The sequence below is a fragment of the Sphaerisporangium sp. TRM90804 genome, from assembly GCF_029846175.1.
In the GTDB taxonomy this organism is placed as follows: Bacteria; Actinomycetota; Actinomycetes; order Streptosporangiales; family Streptosporangiaceae; genus Sphaerisporangium.
Genome location: NZ_JARWAC010000007.1, coordinates 210,736 through 227,135 on the forward strand (window position 1 = coordinate 210,736; position 16,400 = coordinate 227,135).

Sequence of the window (16,400 nt, forward strand, 5' to 3'; positions counted from 1 at the left end):
AAGAAATGTCTGAGATCGGAACCTCCATGCCCAACCTCACCGTCCGCGGCTCCGCAACGCCCCGCAGCCTCGGAGCCCTCGACCCGGTGTTCACCGTCTCGGGCCTCAGCGTCTTCTACGGCGACTACGAGGCGGTGCGCGGCGTCGACATGACGATCGGCAACCGCGAGATCACGGCCATGATCGGCCCGTCGGGCTGCGGCAAGAGCACCGTGCTGCGCTGCTTCAACCGCATGAACGACCTGATCATCGGCGCCCGGGTCTCCGGCAAGATCCTCTACCACCACGAGGACCTGTACGGCGACCACGTCGACCCGATCGAGGTCCGCCGCCGGATCGGCATGGTCTTCCAGAAGCCCAACCCCTTCCCCAAGTCGATCTACGACAACATCGCCTACGGCCCCAAGGTCATCGGCATGAAGGGGAAGATGGACGACCTGGTGGAGGGCGCGCTGACCAAGGCCGCGCTCTGGGACGAGGTCAAGGACAAGCTCAAGCAGAACGCTCTCGCCCTGTCCGGCGGCCAGCAGCAGCGCCTGTGCATCGCGCGCGCCATCGCGGTGAAGCCCGACGTCATCCTGATGGACGAGCCCTGCTCGGCGCTCGACCCGATCGCGACCACGAAGATCGAAGACCTCATGCAGGAGCTGTCGCGCGACTACACGATCGTGATCGTGACGCACAACATGCAGCAGGCCGCACGTGTCTCCGACCGCACCGCCTTCTTCACCGCGGAAGTGGACGACTCCGGTGAACGGCACGGCCGCCTCGTCGAGTTCGACGAGACCAGCCGCATCTTCACCAACCCGAGCGACAAGCGGACCGAGGACTACATCACCGGCCGCTTCGGGTGACACCACTCACCAGAGGAGGACGTGGGTGATCCAGTCGCGGACCGCACCCGAGACGGGCGTCGCGCGAAGCGGCGAGGAGCCGAGGCGGACATGGGCGGCCGCCCAGGCCGCCCCGCTTCTGCTGGTGGCCGATCCCGAGGAGTCGATGGTGCGGGAGCTGGCCAGGACGCTGGAGCGGGAGGGCGTCGAGGTGACCGGGGTCGCCGACGGCGCCCAGGCGCTCATCCAGGCCGGCGCGCTCCGGCCGGACGTGGTGCTGGTCAGCGCGACGCTTCCCGTCATCGGCGCCGTCGAGGTCATCAAGGCGGTCCGGCTCAACCGGACGCAGCCGGTGCTGCTCGGCGTCGGGCAGGCCGACGCCGAACAGGCCGTGCTGGCCCTGGCGGCCGGGGCCAGCGCCTGCGTCGCCCGCCCCTACCGGGTGCACGAGCTGCTGCCGCTCGTGCAGGCCGCGGCCTCCGGCGAGTCCGGAACCGGCCGCACCATCCACGTCGGTGACATCGAGCTGGACACCAACGCCTACCAGGTGCGGGTGGACGGCAGGGTCGTCCACCTGCCGCTGCGGGAGTTCGAGCTGCTGCACTACCTGATGCGCAACGCCGACCGCACCGTCACGCGCGAGCAGATCCTGCGCCACGTCTGGAACGCCTCCGCGGGCACCACCGCGACCAACACCATCGCCGTGCACGTGAAACGGCTGCGGGCCCGCCTCGGCGACACCGATGACTCCGTCATCATCACCGTCCGCGGCGTCGGCTACCGCCTCGTCTCCCCCGAGCGCCGCTGACCCATCGCCTTTCCGTGCCGTCAGACCCGCACGGACGGATGCGGAAGGCCACCGCCGCGACGGGAGACGGCGAAAAGCAGCCACCCCGAGGGCGTGCCGTCGTACCCGCGATCCGCGCTCAGGGGCCTTTGGGCTTACCCGCGATCTTGCCGGGCACGCCGACCTTGACCTTGAGCTTCAGCTCGTTCTTGTTGTTCTTGTTGTTCTTGTTGTTCTTGTCGTTCTTGTCGTCCTTGCTCGGGGCGTTGTCGCTGCGTACGGGAACGGACCGCGTCACCTCGGGTCTGGGGACCACGGGAGGGCGCGTGTTCCCGGTCGCCTTCGGCGTCACGGGGCGCGGGCTGGTCGCGGGGTCGGTGCCGCGGCGCGCCGCGGGCCGGGTGGTGCGATGGTCGACGGGCTCCGGGCTCGCCGTGCGGGTGTGGACGACGGTCACGGTCGGGGCGCCGGCGGCGGGACCGACGTCCGCGGCGGGCGGGGCGCTCAGGGAGGTCACGTAGGCGGTGCCGCCCGCCACCGCGCCCACGAGGGCGGCGCACGCGACGGTCGCGACGAGAACACGCGACCTCTTCGGGCGTGACGCGACCGGCGGCCGGGGGGCCGCCGCGAGCCGGGCCGGCAAGGGCACGCGCCAGGTGGCCGACCGGCGCACCGGTTCGGGCGTCCCGCCGGCGGCGACCGCCCTCAGCCGCCGCGCCGCCTCGGACGCGGACATCCGCACGCGGGGATCCTTCACCAGCAACCCGTCGAGCACCGGAGCCAGCGCCCCGGCCCGGGCGGACGGCGGCGCCTCCTCGTACAGGATCGCTCCAAGGGTCGCCAGCGCGTGGGAACGGTGGAACGGCGAACGGCCCTCCACCGCGAAGTACAGCGTCACCCCCAGCGACCACAGGTCGGACGCCGCCCGCGCCTGCCCGCCGAGCGCCCGTTCCGGGGCGACGAACGCCGGCGTGCCCACCAGCACGCCGGTGCGGGTCACCGGGCCGTCCTCGTCCAGCGTCGCGATGCCGAAGTCGGTCAGCACGGCCTGGCCGTCGGCGGTCACCAGCACGTTGTCCGGCTTGACGTCCCGGTGCGTCACCCCGGCCGCGTGGGCGGCGCACAGCGCGCCCAGCATCTGCAGGCCGATCTCGGCGACCCGCCGGGGCGGCAGCGGGCCGTCCTCCTCGACGATCCCGGCGAGCGTGCGGGACGGCACCAGCTGCATGACGATCCAGGGCCGGCCGTCCTCCTCGAAGACGTCGTAGACCGCCGCGATGTTCGGGTGGCTCAGCCGCCCGGCCGTCCTGGCCTCGCGCAGTGTGCGCGCGGTGAACAGCTCCCGCTCATAGCTGGTGAACTCGGCCAGGCCCCGCAGTTCCTTGACCGCGACCTCCCGCCGAAGCGTCTGGTCCTCGGCACGCCAGACCACGCCCATGCCGCCGCGCCCCAGCGGCTCGACCAGCCGGTAGCGTCCCGCGACGAGACGCGTGGACGCCGGTAAATGGGGATCGGACGCCTGAGAACCAGCCACGCATCCCTCGCTACCCTCTCAATGCCACACCAATCACCTGATCCCCGACCGCCTCCGGCGTGCAAGCACTTTCGCGCCCGCCGGGCCCGCCGTCAAGCGGGGCGGCCCACCCCGCCGTTCGCCACGAGCGGTCCGCAGGCGGTGCGGCGATCGCGCGCGGAGGGCGACGCGGGAGAGGATCACGGTATGGAACCGTTTCCGGAACTTCCGCTGGCATCGTGGCAGGACACCAAGGCCACCCTGCACCGTTTCGCCCAGGTGGTGGGGAAGATCCGGCTCGCCGCCGGAATCCGCCGCAACCACTGGTGGAACGTCCCCTTCCACCTCACCGGGCGCGGCCTCACCACCCGGCCGATGCGCGACGGCGACGTGATCTTCACGATCGACTTCGACTTCGTCGGCCACCAGCTCGTCCTCACCTCGACCGACGGCAGGACGGTGTCGATCCCGTTGTACGGCCGGTCGGTGGCGTCGTTCTACGAGGAGACCCTGCGGGCACTGGCCCACCTGGACGTCGAGGCGCGGATGAACGTGCCGCGGCCGTTCGACCTGCCCGACTCCGGCCGGCCGTTCGCCGAGGACACCGAGCACGCGGCCTACGACCCCGTCATGGCGCACCGCTACTGGCGGGTCCTCAGCGAGGTGAACCTCCTGCTGGAGGAGTTCGCCGCCGGGTACTCCGGTAAGACCAGCCCGGTGCACCACTTCTGGCACACCTTCGACATCGCCTGCACGCGGTTCTCCGACCGCGCCGTCGACCAGCCGCCCGAGGCGGACCCGGTGACACGCGAGGCCTACTCGCGCGAGGTGATCAGTTCGGGGTTCTGGTTCGGCGACGACGCCTTCCCCGAGGCCGCCTTCTACTCCTACACCGCTCCCGAGCCCGACGGGCTGGTGTCGGAGCCTCTGGCGCCGAAGGACGCCCGGTGGATCGAGCAGCGGGGCGGCCACCTGGCCGTGCTGCCCTACGCCGCCGTCCGCGCCGAGGCCGATCCGCGCGGCGCCGTACTGGCGTTCTACGAGAGCGCCTACCAGGCCGGAGCCCGGCGGGCCGGCTGGGACACCGGCCGGTACGCCTGCCCCGGCGGGGTCACCGACCCGCGCGTCGGCGTGCGGGGCTGAGCCGGTCGGCCGGCCGTGCGACGGAGGCCTTCTGGGGCCGAAGGGGTTCCGTGCGGCTGAGGGACCGCCTGGCCGGCGCGTCCGCCGGGGACCCGCGCCGCGCGGCGCGGGACCCCGGCCGGACCTCGGTCACCGCTCGGTGAAGCCGGTGGCGGTGTCCTTGACGCGCCGTGCCTGGTCGTCGGCCTCCTCGCGGGTCGTCCTGGCGGCGTCGGCCGCGGTGCCCCGCACCTGCTCGGCAGCCTGCTGGGCGACGTCCTTCGCCTCCTGCCTCAGGTTGTCCGCCGACTCCCTGAGCGATTCGGCGACCGGCTCGGCCAGCGCCTGGGCCTGGTCCTTCATCTGCCGGGCGGCCTGCCGCTCCGCACGGGTCTCGGGGATGACGGTGGCCGCGAGCAGCCCCGCGCCGAAGGCGATGAGGCCGGCGGCCATCGGGTTGCCGCGGGTCGTCCTGGCCGCCTGGGCGGGCACCGACTTCACGGCCTGGGCGGCCTGGTGGGCGCCGTGCTGGACGACCTCGGCCGCCTGGTGGGCGCCGTGCTGCACCGCGCCGACCGCCTGGTGCGTGCCGTGCTGCACCGCGTCCGTGCCCTGCTGGAAGGCGCCCACCGCCTGGTGGGAGCCCTGCTGAACCCTGTCCATGGGTGTTCCCATCACTCGCTCTCGAAGGTCGCGGGCCGCCGAACGTACCTGTTCGGTGCGCCGCCGTACGATCCGCGCCGGGCTGGTGCGGTCGGCCAGGCGATCCACGTCGGTGGTGAGCTCGGCCCGGGTACGGGCGATCTCCTGTCTCAACTCGTCAGATCGCGAGCCCACTGGGCATCCTCCTTGAGGGTCTGGATGGTCTCCCGCGGCTTCGGGTCCACCTGGCGCATGCGGGTGCGCCCGACGCTGAACAGCGCCGCTCCCGCGCCCGCCCACAGCACGCCGACGATCAGCGCCGCCCATCCGGCGTCCATGACGTTGGCCAGCGCGAAGACGAGGGCGAAGCTGAGCAGCACCGCGGTCATGACACCGGCGAAGCCGGCGCCGCCCAGCAGTCCCGCGGCCTTGCCCGCCTTGGCGGCCTCTTCCCGCAGCTCGGTCTTGGCGAGCTCGACCTCCTGCTGGAACAGCTTGGACAGGTCCTCGCCGATCTCACCGACCAGCTCCCCGAGCGAGCGTTCCGACGGGTCGCGTGGAATGGTCATCTGCGCTCCTCACCGGGTGCGGCCGAGGGCTCCTCGCCGTACGGCCGGGCCTGGCCGGGGGTGGGCGCGCCGGGCTGCGGCGCGGCCGAGGGGTACTCGGTGTACCCGGTGCCGCCGGTGTACTCCACCTGATCCGGACTCGTGTACGGAGCCTCCTGACTCGTGTACGGAGTCTGCTGGCTCGTGTACGGAGTCTGGGGGCTCGTGTACGGAGCCTGCGGGTCCGCGTACGGCTCCGGCCCGCTCGTGTACGGCTCCGGCTGCGGGGTGGCGTAGCCGTAACCGGTCGGGGCGGGATAGGTGGTCTGAAGCCGGTCGTAGTCCTGGCGGCCGTCCCGTGACGCGCGGCCTTCGTCGGGCTCGTCGGCGGACATGCCGGCCTTGGCCAGCCGTCCCACCAGGAAACCCGCGGCCAGCGCCCCCGCGAGGAACACTCCCGGGCGCTTGCGCGCGAACCGCTGCACGTCCTGCGCCACCCCGGCGACGCCGTGCTCCTCCAGGTAGTCGGCGGCGCGCTTGCCGGTCTCGGCGACGTGGTGGGTGGCCGTGCGCATCGGCGAGTCGGGCTTGCTGTTCTCGGCCATGTAGCTCAGGTCGTCGGCCCACTGGCGGATGCCCTGCGCCGCTCGCTGGGCCTGCGAGTCGGCCTCCTTGGAGGCGCGGCTCCTGAGCTGCCCGATGGCCTGCCCGGCCTGGGTCTTGACCTCGCCCGCGACCGCGCCGGCCTGCTGCTTGGCCGTGCCGGCGACCTGCCCGGCGGCCTGCTTGGCCGTGCCCGCCACCTCACCGGCGGCTTCCTTCGCGCGCTGAGTGGTGTCCTGGCCGCCCTGGGGAGTGGGCGCCCCCGTGCTGCCGTAATTCGCTGGGTATTCGCTCACAGATTCCTCCGTAGACGTCCTGTCGCTGGAAGCCCCGTGCTACCCCCGGAGGACGAAAGGAACCGATGATTTACGCCATCGACGGCATATACATAAGACGTCGAAGATAGGCGGATATAGCGTTTTATAACGTTTGTTCGCCGCAAGCCCTGGAGTGGGCCTGATTCTCCGCCACGCCGAGATCACGGTCGGTAAGGGTGTTGTGGCCCCGCCGTACCGTCCGTCAGCCGTCTCGCGCGATGAGCTCGAAGCCGCGGGAGACTTCTCCGTCGTCGACCGAATAACCGCCGACCGCCCAGTGCCGGTTGGTGCCGCGAACGGGGGCGAGCCCGTTCATGATCTCGGCGCGCCCGCCCGGCGGGAGTTCGCCGGCGACCGTCAGCCAGCCGGTGCCGTCATAGCGCCAGAAGAGGGGCGGGCCCTGGAAGCCGGCCGGGTCGCCGGTGACCCAGAGCCGGCCACGGCCGTCGCCGCTGATCGCGGTCGGCGTCTGCCCCTCGTCCGGCAGGCCGGCGTCCCGCCAGACCTCTCCGTCCCAGCGCAGGACGGCCGGGCGCTGTTCCTCGCCCTCGGGGATCCACCCGGTGACCCACACGTCGTCACGGCCGCCGGCGTACACGTCGGTCACGACGAGATCGTTCTCCGGCATGTCGACGGGGCTCCACGCGGCGCCGTCCCAGCGGGTCGTGTACGGCTGGACGCCGCTGCCGGGCTCGAAGACGTAGCCGGCCATCCACACGTCGGAGGGGGTGCGCGCGTCGATGGAGGTGATGTGCACTCCCTCCGGCAGGCTCGTCGTCTCCCACGTGCCGCCGGAGGAGCGCGCCACCCAGGTCTCGCCGGCCAGCCACGCCGCCCCGCGCGCGACGGCCAGCTCGGCATAGGCGGTGGAGGCGCCCTCGGGCAGGACGGGCATCGGCACCCGCCGCCACGAGGCGCCGTCGAAGCGCGCCACCGCCGCCTCCCGCTGGCCCCATCCGTAGACCCACACGTCGCGCGGGGAGGACGCGCTCACCGAGTGCCAGTAGCCGATGTCGGGCAGCGCGCTCGCGGGCACCCGCCTCCACCGGTCCCCGTTCCAGCGCAGGACGACGCCGTGCGCGACACCGGACTCGTCGCGCTGGTGGCCCGCCGCCCAGGCCGCCTCCGGGCCGGGCGCGGTCACCGAGCTGAGGTAGCCCTCGGGCAGGCGTCCCGCCTGGGAGATCCTCCAGCGAGGCCGCTGGATCGCCGCCGCGTCCGCCGGGGAGGCGGTGAGCGAGGGCACGCCCGGCGCGACCGACGGGGCTCCCTCGGCCGCGGCCGGGACGGCGAGAGCGGGGACGAGGGCGAGCAGGACGACGGCGGCCGGCCGGGCGAGCCGAGTGAGCCGGGTGAGCCGGGTGATCCTCATCGTGATCCTTCCCTCCGCGCCGGCCGGTACGGCCCGGCGCCGTCTGAGGCGGATGGAGCATCACGGAGAGGACGGGAGACCCGCGGGCGCGGTTGACAGCCGGCGGGTGAACAACGGGCGAACCGCGGGAGGCGGCGGGCCGCGCCGGTCACCGTGAGGCGCGCCCGCTGATGGCACATCAATGGGGCGCCGGAGTTAGGGCGGTATGGCCACTCGCGAAGCCCGTCTGTGGTAACCGCCGGGCGTCGATCCGCCGCGATCACACGCCACCGTCACGCTCGGCGATGGCGTCGTGGCTCACCGTACCGTCCCGCCGCGCACTGGGTTCGCTGGGCGAAATCAGCTGGTCCGGCATGGTCTGGGGTGGGTACGACATCACGGAGACGGGAGACCCGCGGGGGCTGACAGCAGCGGGCGAAGGTGCGCTCCCATCTCCTGTTTCGACGGTCTCCGTCCTGCCCTGCCCGGCGGCGCCGCGGATCGGGTGGTGAAAACCCCCTCGCCGGAGGGGGATCAGACCACCATCGTCGCGGAAGGAGCAGCGATGGGAACGCCTTGGGGAGAGCAGGCCGCGACGGCCCTCACCGAAGGACCGCTGGGCCCGGCATCGGGTCAGGTGTACGAGGAGGACGGCCGGCACGGCCGGGACACGATCGTGGTGGTGGTGAGCGCCCGCGGTGGCGACGAGCCGCCGGCGAGCGTGCCGGGCCACGCACGGGGGGCGGCCGAGGCCGCGCTGGTCATCGTGATCCCGCGGCACGCCGGCACCCGGCGGCCGCGAGCAGGCCCCGACCCGGCAGAGCCGGGCGACATACCCGCCGGCCCCCGGCGGGGGTGACGGGAACGGCCCGAGCCGTCCCGGCCGGCGCGAAGCCGGCCGGGGCGGCCCGGGGATGTCACCGTGGAATGGGCAGGTCCCCGCCGTGACGCCCTCGGGACGTCACGGCCGAACCGGGCGGTCGCCGCCGTGACGTCCTCGCGATGTCACGGCCGAACCGGGCGACCCCCGCCGTGACGTCCTCGCGATGTCACGGCCGAACCGGGCGGCCCCCGCCGTGGGGGCGCAGCCCTTCGAGCAGGGCGGCCTCCACCGCGGGGTCGAGGCCGACGGACGGGCGGTCGGGGCGCATCGGCGGTTCGCCGCCGATGCGCCGCAGCCAGGCCCAGGTGTCGGCGACCGTCTGCTCGGCGGGGCGGCATCGCAGCCCCGCGGCCACGGCCTTGGACACGTCGCCGCTGTAGATGTGGTCGTCGAGTTCGCCCGGCGGAAGCCAGATCGGCAGGTCGGTCCACGGCTGGACGCCGGCCGCGAGGATCGGCTCGGGGCCGGCCCACCACAGCTCGGCGTCCGAGCCCGTGACCTTCACGCAGGCTTCGAGCAACGTGCGCATGGTGGCGTGCCCGGGCGGCGAGACCACGTCGTACGGCCCGGCGAGGCCGCGCGCGGCGGCGGCGAGGCTCCACGCGGCGAGGTCGCGGGCGTCGACGAGCGGCCGTTCGGCGTCGGCCGGGCCGGGGGCCAGCACCGGCCCGCCGCGCGCGACGCGGAGCAGCCACCACGGCAGGCGCCCGATGTTCTCGTACGGGCCGAGCACCAGGCCGGCGCGCGCCAGCAGCGCCCGGTCGCCGAAGGCGCCGAGCGCGGCGAGCTCGCCGCCCCTCTTGGTGGCGGCGTAGTCGTCGGCGTCGGCGCGGTCGGGGGTGGACTCGACCACCGGCGCGTCCTCCGTCGCTCCGGCGGGAGCGGGGTAGGCGTAGACCGACCGGCTCGACACGTACACGTAGTGGCCGGCCCGCCCGGCGAGCAGCCGGGCCGTGTCGCGTACCGCGGACGGGGCCCACGACCAGGTGTCGACCACGATGTCCCACTCGCCGTGCTCCAGGGCGGCCAGCCCGCCCGGCGCCGAGCGGTCGCCGCGCAGCGCCGTGACCCCCGGGGGCGGCGGGTGGGTGCCGCGGTTGAAGACCGTCACCGGCCAGCCCAGCGACAGCGCCTCCTCCACGAACGCGCGCCCCACGAACTCCGAACCGCCCAGTATGAGTACCTTCATATGCCTACTGTGGTGCCCGGCTCCCCCGGGGTGACGGGCGCACGCTGACAGCGCAATCGCCCGTAGCTGAACCCCCGGAACACGCTAGGGCCCCGCCCCGGCGCAGCGAGCACTGGAATATAGTTCTATTCTCTGGATCCGAGCGTGGGGAGCCGGCGTGTACGCGCACTGGGAGACCGTGCCCACCAGGTGGAAGGACAACGACGTGTACGGGCACGTCAACAACGCCGTCCACTACGCGCTGATGGACACGGTGATCAACGCCTGGCTCGTGGAGCGCGCCGGGCTGGACATCCACGGCGGTGCCGCGATCGGCCTGTGCGTGGAGTCCCACTGCTCCTACACCGCCTCCGTCGCCTTCCCCGAGGCGATCCGCGTCGGCCTGCGGGTCGGCCGCCTCGGGCGCACCAGCGTCCGGTACGAGCTCGGACTGTTCCGGTCCGACGGGCGGACGCCGGTCGCCGACGGGCACTTCGTGCACGTCTTCGTCGACCGCGGCACGCGCCGGCCCGTCGAGATCCCGGCGCCGCTCCGCGCGGCCATGGAGAAGCTCGTCGTGCCCGCCGCCGGCTCCGGCGACGGCCGGGAGGACGGATGAGCACCCGCACGCGCGCCGCCGTCCTGGTGGAGTCCGGCCGCCCGGCCCCGTACGCGCGCTCGCGCCCGCTGGAGGTGCGGTCGCTGGCCCTGGACGACCCGGGCCCCGGCGAGCTGCTGGTGCGGGTGGGCGCGGCCGGGCTGTGCCACTCCGACCTGTCGGTGGTCGACGGCTCACGCCCCCGGCCGCTGCCCATGGCCCTGGGCCACGAGGCGGCCGGCGAGGTGGTGGCGGCGGGCGAGGGGGCCGAGTTCGCGCCCGGCGACCACGTGGTGCTGGCCTTCGTCCCCGCCTGCGGCCACTGCCCCCGCTGCGCGAGCGGGCGCCCGGCCCTGTGCGGGCCCGGCGCCGAGGCCAACCGCGACGGCACCCTGCTCGGCGGCGGCACGCGGTTCACCGGCGCCGGCGGCGACCGGCCCCGGCACCACCTGGGCGTCTCGGCGTTCTCCGAGTACATCGTCGTGTCGTCCCGCTCGGCGGTGCGTGTCGAGAAGGACCTTCCCTTCGAGGTCGCCGCCCTGTTCGGCTGCGCGGTGCTCACCGGCGCCGGCGCCGCCCTCCACGCCGCCGCGGTCGCGCCCGGCGACGCCGTCGCGGTGCTCGGCCTCGGCGGCGTCGGCCTGGCCGCGCTGCTGGCCGCCAAGGCGGCGGGCGCGGCCACCCTGGTCGCCGTCGACCTGGTCGACGCCAAGCTCGCCCTGGCCCGCGAGCTGGGCGCCACCCACACCGCCAGGGACACCGGGCCGCTGCGCGAGCTGGGCGTGGAGAAGGTGATCGACACCACCGGCGTCGTCCCGGTGCTCGAACAGGCCTACCTGGCCGCCGCCCCCGGCGCCACGATCGTCACCGTGGGCCTCCCGGCGCCCGACAGGCGGCTCACGCTCCCGGCGCTCAGCCTGGTCGCCGAGGAGAAGACTTTGCGCGGCAGCTATCTGGGCTCCTGCGTCCCGCGCCGCGACATCCCGCGCTTCATCGCGATGTACCGCTCGGGCGTGCTCCCGGTCGAGGCGCTGCTCTCCCACCGCATCACCCTGGACGAGGTGAACGAGGCCTTCGACCGCCTCCGCACCGCCGAGGCCGTGCGCCAGGTCATCGTCTTCTGAGCCGGGCCGACGCCGGCCGCGTCAGCGCACCCGGGGGAGGCCGGCGGCGAAGACGGTGGCGGCGCGGCGCATCGTCGGGACGAACGGGGGGCACAGGGCGGCGATCTCGGGGTTCTCGGCGTACAGGCGCTTCATGGTCTCGGGCGGGTTGACGAGGGGGTACAGGCTTCCGGCCAGCATGACGACCACCGACACCAGGTCGGTGCCCTCGCTCGCGGTCAGCTCGGGGTGGGCCTTGGCGACCCGCTCGCCGATGCGGGTCACGACGCCGGACACCGTCTGCTTGAAGGCGCGGGCGGCGGGCAGCGACACGTTGTGCTCCAGGCTGGTGGACGTGTGGCCGAGCAGGTCGCAGAGCAGCGGCAGCTCCGCGACGGTGTCCACCAGCGCCGCCACGACGTCGTCGGCGCCCTCGGCTGTGCTCAGGCGCTCGGCGGCCGCGGCGTCCCACCGCCGCCACTCCTCGGCGGCGAGCTCGAGGTAGATCTCCTCGCGCGTGCCGAAGTAACGCCCGACGTTGGACTTCGCCAGACCGACGGCCGCCGCGACGCCGCCCAGGCTGACGTTGCGCACGCCCGAACGCAGGGCGAGCTCGCGTGCGGCGGCGAGGATGGCCTCGCGCCGCTGCTGCTTGTGCTCGGGCCGCCTCGCCCGCATGAACGCCGAATCTGCCATGACCACGCAAGCATACGACCGGCTTAACAGAACGTCGTCCTCTTGTTAAGCGGACGACGTTCTGTTAACGTCGCGGCATATCCCAACACGAGCCACGGAGGATGATCGGGTGATCAGCGTGCGGATGCGGGTGAACGGGTCCGAGGTGTCGGTCGCCCTGGAACCGCAGGTCAGCCTGCTCGACCTGCTGCGCGGGCGGCTCGGCCTGACCGGCACCAAGCGAGGTTGCGACCAGGGCGCCTGCGGAGCCTGCACGGTGCTCGCCGACGGCGAGCGCATCAACTCCTGCCTCGCGCTGGCCGTCCAGTACGAGGGCCGCGACATCACCACGATCGAGGGCCTCGCCCGCGACGGCGAGGCGCACCCGCTGCAGACCGCGTTCGTCAGGAACGACGGCTTGCAGTGCGGCTACTGCACCTCCGGCCAGATCTGCTCGGCGGTCGGCATGCTCGCCGAGCACGGCGCCGGCGCGCCGAGCGCCGTCACCGAGCACCTCTGCTCGGCGGCCGCGCTGACGGACGCTGAGATCAGGGAACGCATGAGCGGCAACCTGTGCCGCTGCGGCGCCTACAACGGCATCGTCGGCGCCATCCAGGAGGTCGTGGGAAAGGAAGCGGTCCGGTGAAGACCTTCTCCTACGTGCGCGCGACCGACGTCGCGACGGCGGTCGGCGCGATCGCGTCCGAGCCCAACGCCAAGTTCATCGGCGGCGGCACCAACCTCGTCGACCTGATGCGCGAGCGCGTCGAGTCCCCCGACACCGTCGTCGACATCTCCGCGCTCCCGCTGACCGAGGTGGAGGAGCTGCCCGGCGGCGGCGTGCGCGTCGGGGCGCTCACCCGCAACAGCCACCTCGCGGCGCACCCGCTGATCCGGGCGCGGTACCCGGTGCTGTCGCAGGCCATCCTCACCGGCGCCTCGGCGCAGCTGCGCAACATGGCCACCGTGGGCGGCAACCTGCTGCAGCGCACCCGCTGCCCGTACTTCTACGACGACACGGCCGCGTGCAACAAGCGTGAGCCCGGCGCCGGGTGCGACGCGATCGGCGGGTTCACCCGCGGCCACGCCGTCCTCGGCGCCAGCGAGGCGTGCATCGCGACGCACCCCTCCGACATGTGCGTCGCGCTGGCGGCCCTCGACGCCACGGTGGAGGTGCGGAGCGTGCGCGGCACCCGCCGCGTCCCGGTCGACGGCTTCCACCTGCTGCCCGGCGCCACCCCGCACATCGAGACCGTCATGGCGGCGGACGAGCTGGTCACGGCGGTCGAGCTGCCGGCGTCGCCGCTCGCGGCGAATTCGCGCTACCGCAAGGTGCGCGACCGCGCGTCGTACGCCTTCGCGCTGGTCTCCGTGGCCGCGGCGCTGGAGGTGACCGGCGGCGCGGTGGCCGGGGTGCGGCTGGCCCTGGGCGGCGTGGCCGCCAAGCCCTGGCGGGCGCGGGAGGCCGAGCGAGTGCTGCTCGGCGCGCCGGCCACCGAGGAGTCCTTCCGGCGCGCGGCCGAGGCCGAGCTCGCGCCCGCGGCGGCCCAGCCGCACAACGCCTTCAAGATCGAGCTGGCCCGGCGCACGATCACCGCGACGCTGCGCCGGCTGCTCACCGACGGGAGCGCCGCATGACCCAGACCGAGGTGCGGACCCCGCCGCTCCGCGAGACGACCGGGAGCGCCGTCGGCGCCCCGATCGACCGGGTGGACGGCACGGCCAAGACGACGGGCGCCGCCCGGTTCGCCGCCGAGCACCCCTACCCCGACCTCGCGCACGCCGCGCTCGCGCACTCGTCCGTCGCCCGCGGCCGGATCACCGCGATCGACACCGCGGCGGCCGCAGCCGTCCCCGGCGTGCTCACGGTGATCACCCACCTGAACGCGCCGGCGATGAAGCCGCCGCCGAAGATCAGCCCGTTCAACCTGGTCTCGCTCGCCACCGGGACGTCGGTCAACTACCTCAACACCGACGAGGTGCACTGGAACGGCCAGCCGGTCGCGGTCGTCGTGGCCGAGACGCGGGACGCCGCCCTGCACGCCGCGAGCCTGGTCGAGGTCGCCTACCAGCGCTTGGAGGCCGTGGTCGACTTCGCCGCCGAGGAGGGGAACGCCGAACCGCAGAAGAGCAACGCCCTGCAGTCGGGCGGCGCGAGGAAGGGCGACGCGCGGGCCGCGCTGGCCGCGGCGCCGGTGTCGGTGGACCTGCGGTTCAGCACGCCGCAGCACAACCACAACGCCTTGGAGCCGCACGCGACCACGGCCGCCTGGGACGGCGACCGCCTGACCGTCCACGAGGCGACGCAGGGCATCGCCTGGACGCGCGGGCAGCTCGCCCTGCGGTTCGGCGTGCCCGAGAGGAACATCCGGGTGCTCTCGCCGTACGTCGGCGGAGGCTTCGGCGGCAAGGGCATGGTCTGGGCCGGCACCGTGCTCGCGGTGCTCGCCGCCCGGGTGGCCGGCCGGCCGGTGCGGCTGGAGCTCACCCGCGAGGGGGTCTACCGCACCGTCGGCGGCCGCACGCCGTCGACGCAGCGGGTGGCGCTCGGCGCGCGCGCCGACGGGCGCCTCACCGCGCTCGTCCACACCAGCGTGGCGCGGGTGGGCCGGGTGGGCGGCGGCGGCGAGCAGATCACCTCCCAGTCGCGGCACCTCTACGACGCCGAGAACATCCTGCTCCAGCAGAACCTGGTCACGCTCGACCTGCTGCCCAACACGATGATGCGCGCGCCCGGCGAGGCGATCGGGACCTTCGCGCTGGAGAGCGCGGTCGACGAGCTGGCGTACAAGCTGGGGCTCGACCCCATCGAGCTGCGGATGCGCAACGAGCCCACGGTCAACCCGCTCGACGGCAAGCGCTTCGCCCACCGCATGCTGCGGGAGGCCTACGAGCTGGGCGCCGAGCGGTTCGGCTGGCCCGAGCGCACGCCCGCGCCCGGCTCGATGCGCGACGGCCGGTGGCTCGTCGGCATGGGCGTCGCCTCGGCCTACCACCCGTCGTGGCAGCTCGCCGCCAACGTCACCGTGCGGCTGTCGGCCGACGGGGGCGTCCTGGTCCGGTGCGCCTTCCAGGAGATGGGCATGGGCTCGGCGACGGTCGTCGCGCAGATCGCGGCCGACGCGCTCGGCGTGCCGGTCGCGGCCGTCCGGGTCGAGTACGGCGACTCCCTCCTGCCCGGCGGGCCCGCCGCGGGCGGCTCCGCGCAGACGGCGAGCATCGCGGCGAGCCTGCTGCCGGCGGCCGAGAAGCTGAAGCGGTCGGTGCTCGCGCTGGCCAGGCGGTCGCCGGAGTCCCCGCTGCGCGGCACGCGGGCGAGCGGGGTGCTGGCCCGCGACGGTGGGCTGTACCCGGCGGACGGCCGCGGGGCCGGCGAGAGCTACCCGGCGATCCTGGCCCGGGCCGGCCGGGACTCCGTCGAGGCCCGGGTCGGGTCCGACACCCGCGTCGGCGCGATGGTCTCCCAGGCCCGCACCGTAGGGAAGGTCCTGAACGACCGGCGGCGCTGGGTGAAGGCCGCTTGCGGGGCGCACTTCTGCGAGGTGCGCGTCGACCCCGACACCGGCGAGGTCCGCGTGACGCGCTGGGTGGGGGCGTTCGACGTCGGCCGGGTGATCAACGCGAAGACCGCCGCCAGCCAGCTCCGCGGCGGCATCGTGATGGGCATCGGCATGGCGCTGTCGGAGGAGACGCTCGTCGACCCCCGGACCGGGCGCGTCATGAACCCGAGCCTGGCCGAGTACCACGTGCCCGTGCACGCCGACATCCCGCCGATCGAGGTGCACTACCTCGACGAGCCCGACCCGACCATGCCGCTGGGCCTGATCGGCGTCGGCGAGGTGGGCATCACCGGCGTCGCCGCCGCCGTCGCCAACGCCGTCCACCACGCGACGGGCCGGCGGGTGCGCGACCTGCCGATCACCCTCGACAAACTGCTGTGACCAGCCGGAACAGCGACCGAAAGAAAGGGTAAAGAGGGCAGTTACCCGGGTTTTCGGGGCGGGTTGATGCCATAGGTGCCGTGCACTCCATTCTCAGAGGGAGACAGACACCCATGGCACGCGCATCACGATGGAAGACCGTCGGGCTGGTCATGGCGCTGAGCGGCGGCGCGCTGCTGACCACGGGCAGCGTGGCCCACGCCGACCCCGGACCGGACGCGGTCGAGCTGCGCCTGGTGCTCGACGACTGTCCCAAGGGCGCCCCGACGGTGGCCCCATGACCGAACCCCGTCCCGTGACCGGCCCGCACCCCCTG

The 16,400-nt window shown here is 73.7% G+C and carries 17 protein-coding genes; 10 read left to right on the forward strand and 7 right to left on the reverse strand.

The window, feature by feature from the left end:
- The first annotated feature begins 26 nt into the window (after positions 1 to 26).
- Together pstB and PYR91_RS08345 are read left to right on the forward strand one after the other, a co-directional pair.
- Entirely contained in the window at positions 27 to 854 is an 828-nt protein-coding gene (gene pstB / locus PYR91_RS08340) for a phosphate ABC transporter ATP-binding protein PstB (protein ID WP_279779229.1), read from the forward strand.
- A gap of 25 nt (positions 855 to 879) precedes the next feature.
- A complete protein-coding gene (locus tag PYR91_RS08345) occupies positions 880 to 1,641 on the forward strand; it encodes a response regulator transcription factor (RefSeq protein WP_279778697.1) in 762 nt (253 codons plus the stop codon).
- A 118-nt stretch (positions 1,642 to 1,759) separates the two neighbouring features.
- Here the strand turns inward: PYR91_RS08345 and PYR91_RS08350 are convergent, their stop codons facing one another.
- Positions 1,760 to 3,154 carry a serine/threonine-protein kinase gene (locus tag PYR91_RS08350; RefSeq protein ID WP_279778699.1) on the reverse strand — a complete coding sequence of 465 codons (1,395 nt, stop codon included), beginning with the start codon at positions 3,152 to 3,154 and terminating at the stop codon, positions 1,760 to 1,762.
- 186 nt (positions 3,155 to 3,340) lie between these two features.
- Between PYR91_RS08350 and PYR91_RS08355 the strand changes: the two genes are divergently transcribed.
- A complete protein-coding gene (locus tag PYR91_RS08355) occupies positions 3,341 to 4,276 on the forward strand; it encodes a DUF5996 family protein (RefSeq protein ID WP_279778700.1) in 936 nt (311 codons plus the stop codon).
- A gap of 129 nt (positions 4,277 to 4,405) precedes the next feature.
- Here the strand turns inward: PYR91_RS08355 and PYR91_RS08360 are convergent, their stop codons facing one another.
- The 4 genes from PYR91_RS08360 to PYR91_RS08375 form a co-directional block, all read right to left on the reverse strand.
- A complete protein-coding gene (locus PYR91_RS08360; RefSeq protein ID WP_279778701.1) occupies positions 4,406 to 5,092 on the reverse strand; it encodes a DUF3618 domain-containing protein in 687 nt (228 codons plus the stop codon).
- Entirely contained in the window at positions 5,068 to 5,466 is a 399-nt protein-coding gene (locus PYR91_RS08365) for a phage holin family protein (RefSeq protein ID WP_279778702.1), read from the reverse strand. The genes PYR91_RS08360 and PYR91_RS08365 overlap by 25 nt, the downstream gene beginning before the upstream one ends.
- Positions 5,463 to 6,344, reverse strand: a complete 882-nt coding sequence (locus PYR91_RS08370) for a hypothetical protein (protein ID WP_279778703.1) — start codon at positions 6,342 to 6,344, stop codon at positions 5,463 to 5,465. Before PYR91_RS08370 ends, PYR91_RS08365 begins: the two co-directional genes overlap by 4 nt.
- A gap of 223 nt (positions 6,345 to 6,567) precedes the next feature.
- Positions 6,568 to 7,737: a hypothetical protein gene (locus tag PYR91_RS08375; RefSeq protein ID WP_279778704.1), complete on the reverse strand. Its 1,170-nt coding sequence runs from the start codon at positions 7,735 to 7,737 to the stop codon at positions 6,568 to 6,570.
- Between the two features lie 544 nt (positions 7,738 to 8,281).
- Here PYR91_RS08375 and PYR91_RS08380 point away from each other — a divergent pair.
- Positions 8,282 to 8,575 (forward strand): hypothetical protein, encoded by a 294-nt coding sequence (locus PYR91_RS08380; protein WP_279778706.1) that lies wholly within the window; start codon positions 8,282 to 8,284, stop codon positions 8,573 to 8,575.
- A 190-nt stretch (positions 8,576 to 8,765) separates the two neighbouring features.
- On the opposite strand, the gene PYR91_RS08385 is transcribed toward PYR91_RS08380, so the two are convergent.
- Positions 8,766 to 9,788, reverse strand: a complete 1,023-nt coding sequence (locus PYR91_RS08385) for an NAD-dependent epimerase/dehydratase family protein (protein WP_279778708.1) — start codon at positions 9,786 to 9,788, stop codon at positions 8,766 to 8,768.
- Positions 9,789 to 9,945: 157 nt separating this feature from the next.
- Between PYR91_RS08385 and PYR91_RS08390 the strand changes: the two genes are divergently transcribed.
- Both PYR91_RS08390 and PYR91_RS08395 read left to right on the forward strand, forming a co-directional pair.
- The gene (locus PYR91_RS08390) at positions 9,946 to 10,386 is read left to right on the forward strand and encodes a thioesterase family protein (protein ID WP_279778709.1); all 441 of its coding nucleotides are present in this window, start codon (positions 9,946 to 9,948) and stop codon (positions 10,384 to 10,386) included.
- Positions 10,383 to 11,489, forward strand: coding sequence for an alcohol dehydrogenase catalytic domain-containing protein (locus PYR91_RS08395; protein WP_279778710.1), 1,107 nt, complete (start codon positions 10,383 to 10,385; stop codon positions 11,487 to 11,489). The genes PYR91_RS08390 and PYR91_RS08395 overlap by 4 nt, the downstream gene beginning before the upstream one ends.
- Before the next feature lie 21 nt (positions 11,490 to 11,510).
- Here the strand turns inward: PYR91_RS08395 and PYR91_RS08400 are convergent, their stop codons facing one another.
- Positions 11,511 to 12,164: a TetR family transcriptional regulator gene (locus tag PYR91_RS08400; RefSeq protein WP_279778712.1), complete on the reverse strand. Its 654-nt coding sequence runs from the start codon at positions 12,162 to 12,164 to the stop codon at positions 11,511 to 11,513.
- Between the two features lie 124 nt (positions 12,165 to 12,288).
- On the opposite strand from PYR91_RS08400, the gene PYR91_RS08405 reads away from it, so the two are divergent.
- From PYR91_RS08405 to PYR91_RS08420, 4 genes are all read left to right on the forward strand, one after another.
- Entirely contained in the window at positions 12,289 to 12,789 is a 501-nt protein-coding gene (locus PYR91_RS08405) for a 2Fe-2S iron-sulfur cluster-binding protein (RefSeq protein WP_279779230.1), read from the forward strand.
- Positions 12,786 to 13,781, forward strand: a complete 996-nt coding sequence (locus PYR91_RS08410; protein WP_279778714.1) for a xanthine dehydrogenase family protein subunit M — start codon at positions 12,786 to 12,788, stop codon at positions 13,779 to 13,781. The genes PYR91_RS08405 and PYR91_RS08410 overlap by 4 nt, the downstream gene beginning before the upstream one ends.
- Entirely contained in the window at positions 13,778 to 16,084 is a 2,307-nt protein-coding gene (locus tag PYR91_RS08415) for a xanthine dehydrogenase family protein molybdopterin-binding subunit (protein ID WP_279778715.1), read from the forward strand. The genes PYR91_RS08410 and PYR91_RS08415 overlap by 4 nt, the downstream gene beginning before the upstream one ends.
- 113 nt (positions 16,085 to 16,197) lie before the next feature.
- Positions 16,198 to 16,365 carry a hypothetical protein gene (locus PYR91_RS08420; RefSeq protein WP_279778717.1) on the forward strand — a complete coding sequence of 56 codons (168 nt, stop codon included), beginning with the start codon at positions 16,198 to 16,200 and terminating at the stop codon, positions 16,363 to 16,365.
- Positions 16,366 to 16,400: the final 35 nt, after the last annotated feature.

Coding starts and splice junctions, on each gene's coding strand:
- PYR91_RS08385 (WP_279778708.1), bottom strand. CDS start 9,788: ATGAAGGTACTCATACTGGGCGGTTCGGAGTTCGTGGGGCGCGCGTTC.
- PYR91_RS08420 (WP_279778717.1), top strand. CDS start 16,198: ATGGCACGCGCATCACGATGGAAGACCGTCGGGCTGGTCATGGCGCTG.
- PYR91_RS08405 (WP_279779230.1), top strand. CDS start 12,289: ATGCGGGTGAACGGGTCCGAGGTGTCGGTCGCCCTGGAACCGCAGGTC.
- pstB (WP_279779229.1), top strand. CDS start 27: ATGCCCAACCTCACCGTCCGCGGCTCCGCAACGCCCCGCAGCCTCGGA.
- PYR91_RS08355 (WP_279778700.1), top strand. CDS start 3,341: ATGGAACCGTTTCCGGAACTTCCGCTGGCATCGTGGCAGGACACCAAG.
- PYR91_RS08375 (WP_279778704.1), bottom strand. CDS start 7,737: ATGAGGATCACCCGGCTCACCCGGCTCACTCGGCTCGCCCGGCCGGCC.
- PYR91_RS08365 (WP_279778702.1), bottom strand. CDS start 5,466: ATGACCATTCCACGCGACCCGTCGGAACGCTCGCTCGGGGAGCTGGTC.
- PYR91_RS08400 (WP_279778712.1), bottom strand. CDS start 12,164: ATGGCAGATTCGGCGTTCATGCGGGCGAGGCGGCCCGAGCACAAGCAG.
- PYR91_RS08415 (WP_279778715.1), top strand. CDS start 13,778: ATGACCCAGACCGAGGTGCGGACCCCGCCGCTCCGCGAGACGACCGGG.
- PYR91_RS08380 (WP_279778706.1), top strand. CDS start 8,282: ATGGGAACGCCTTGGGGAGAGCAGGCCGCGACGGCCCTCACCGAAGGA.
- PYR91_RS08395 (WP_279778710.1), top strand. CDS start 10,383: ATGAGCACCCGCACGCGCGCCGCCGTCCTGGTGGAGTCCGGCCGCCCG.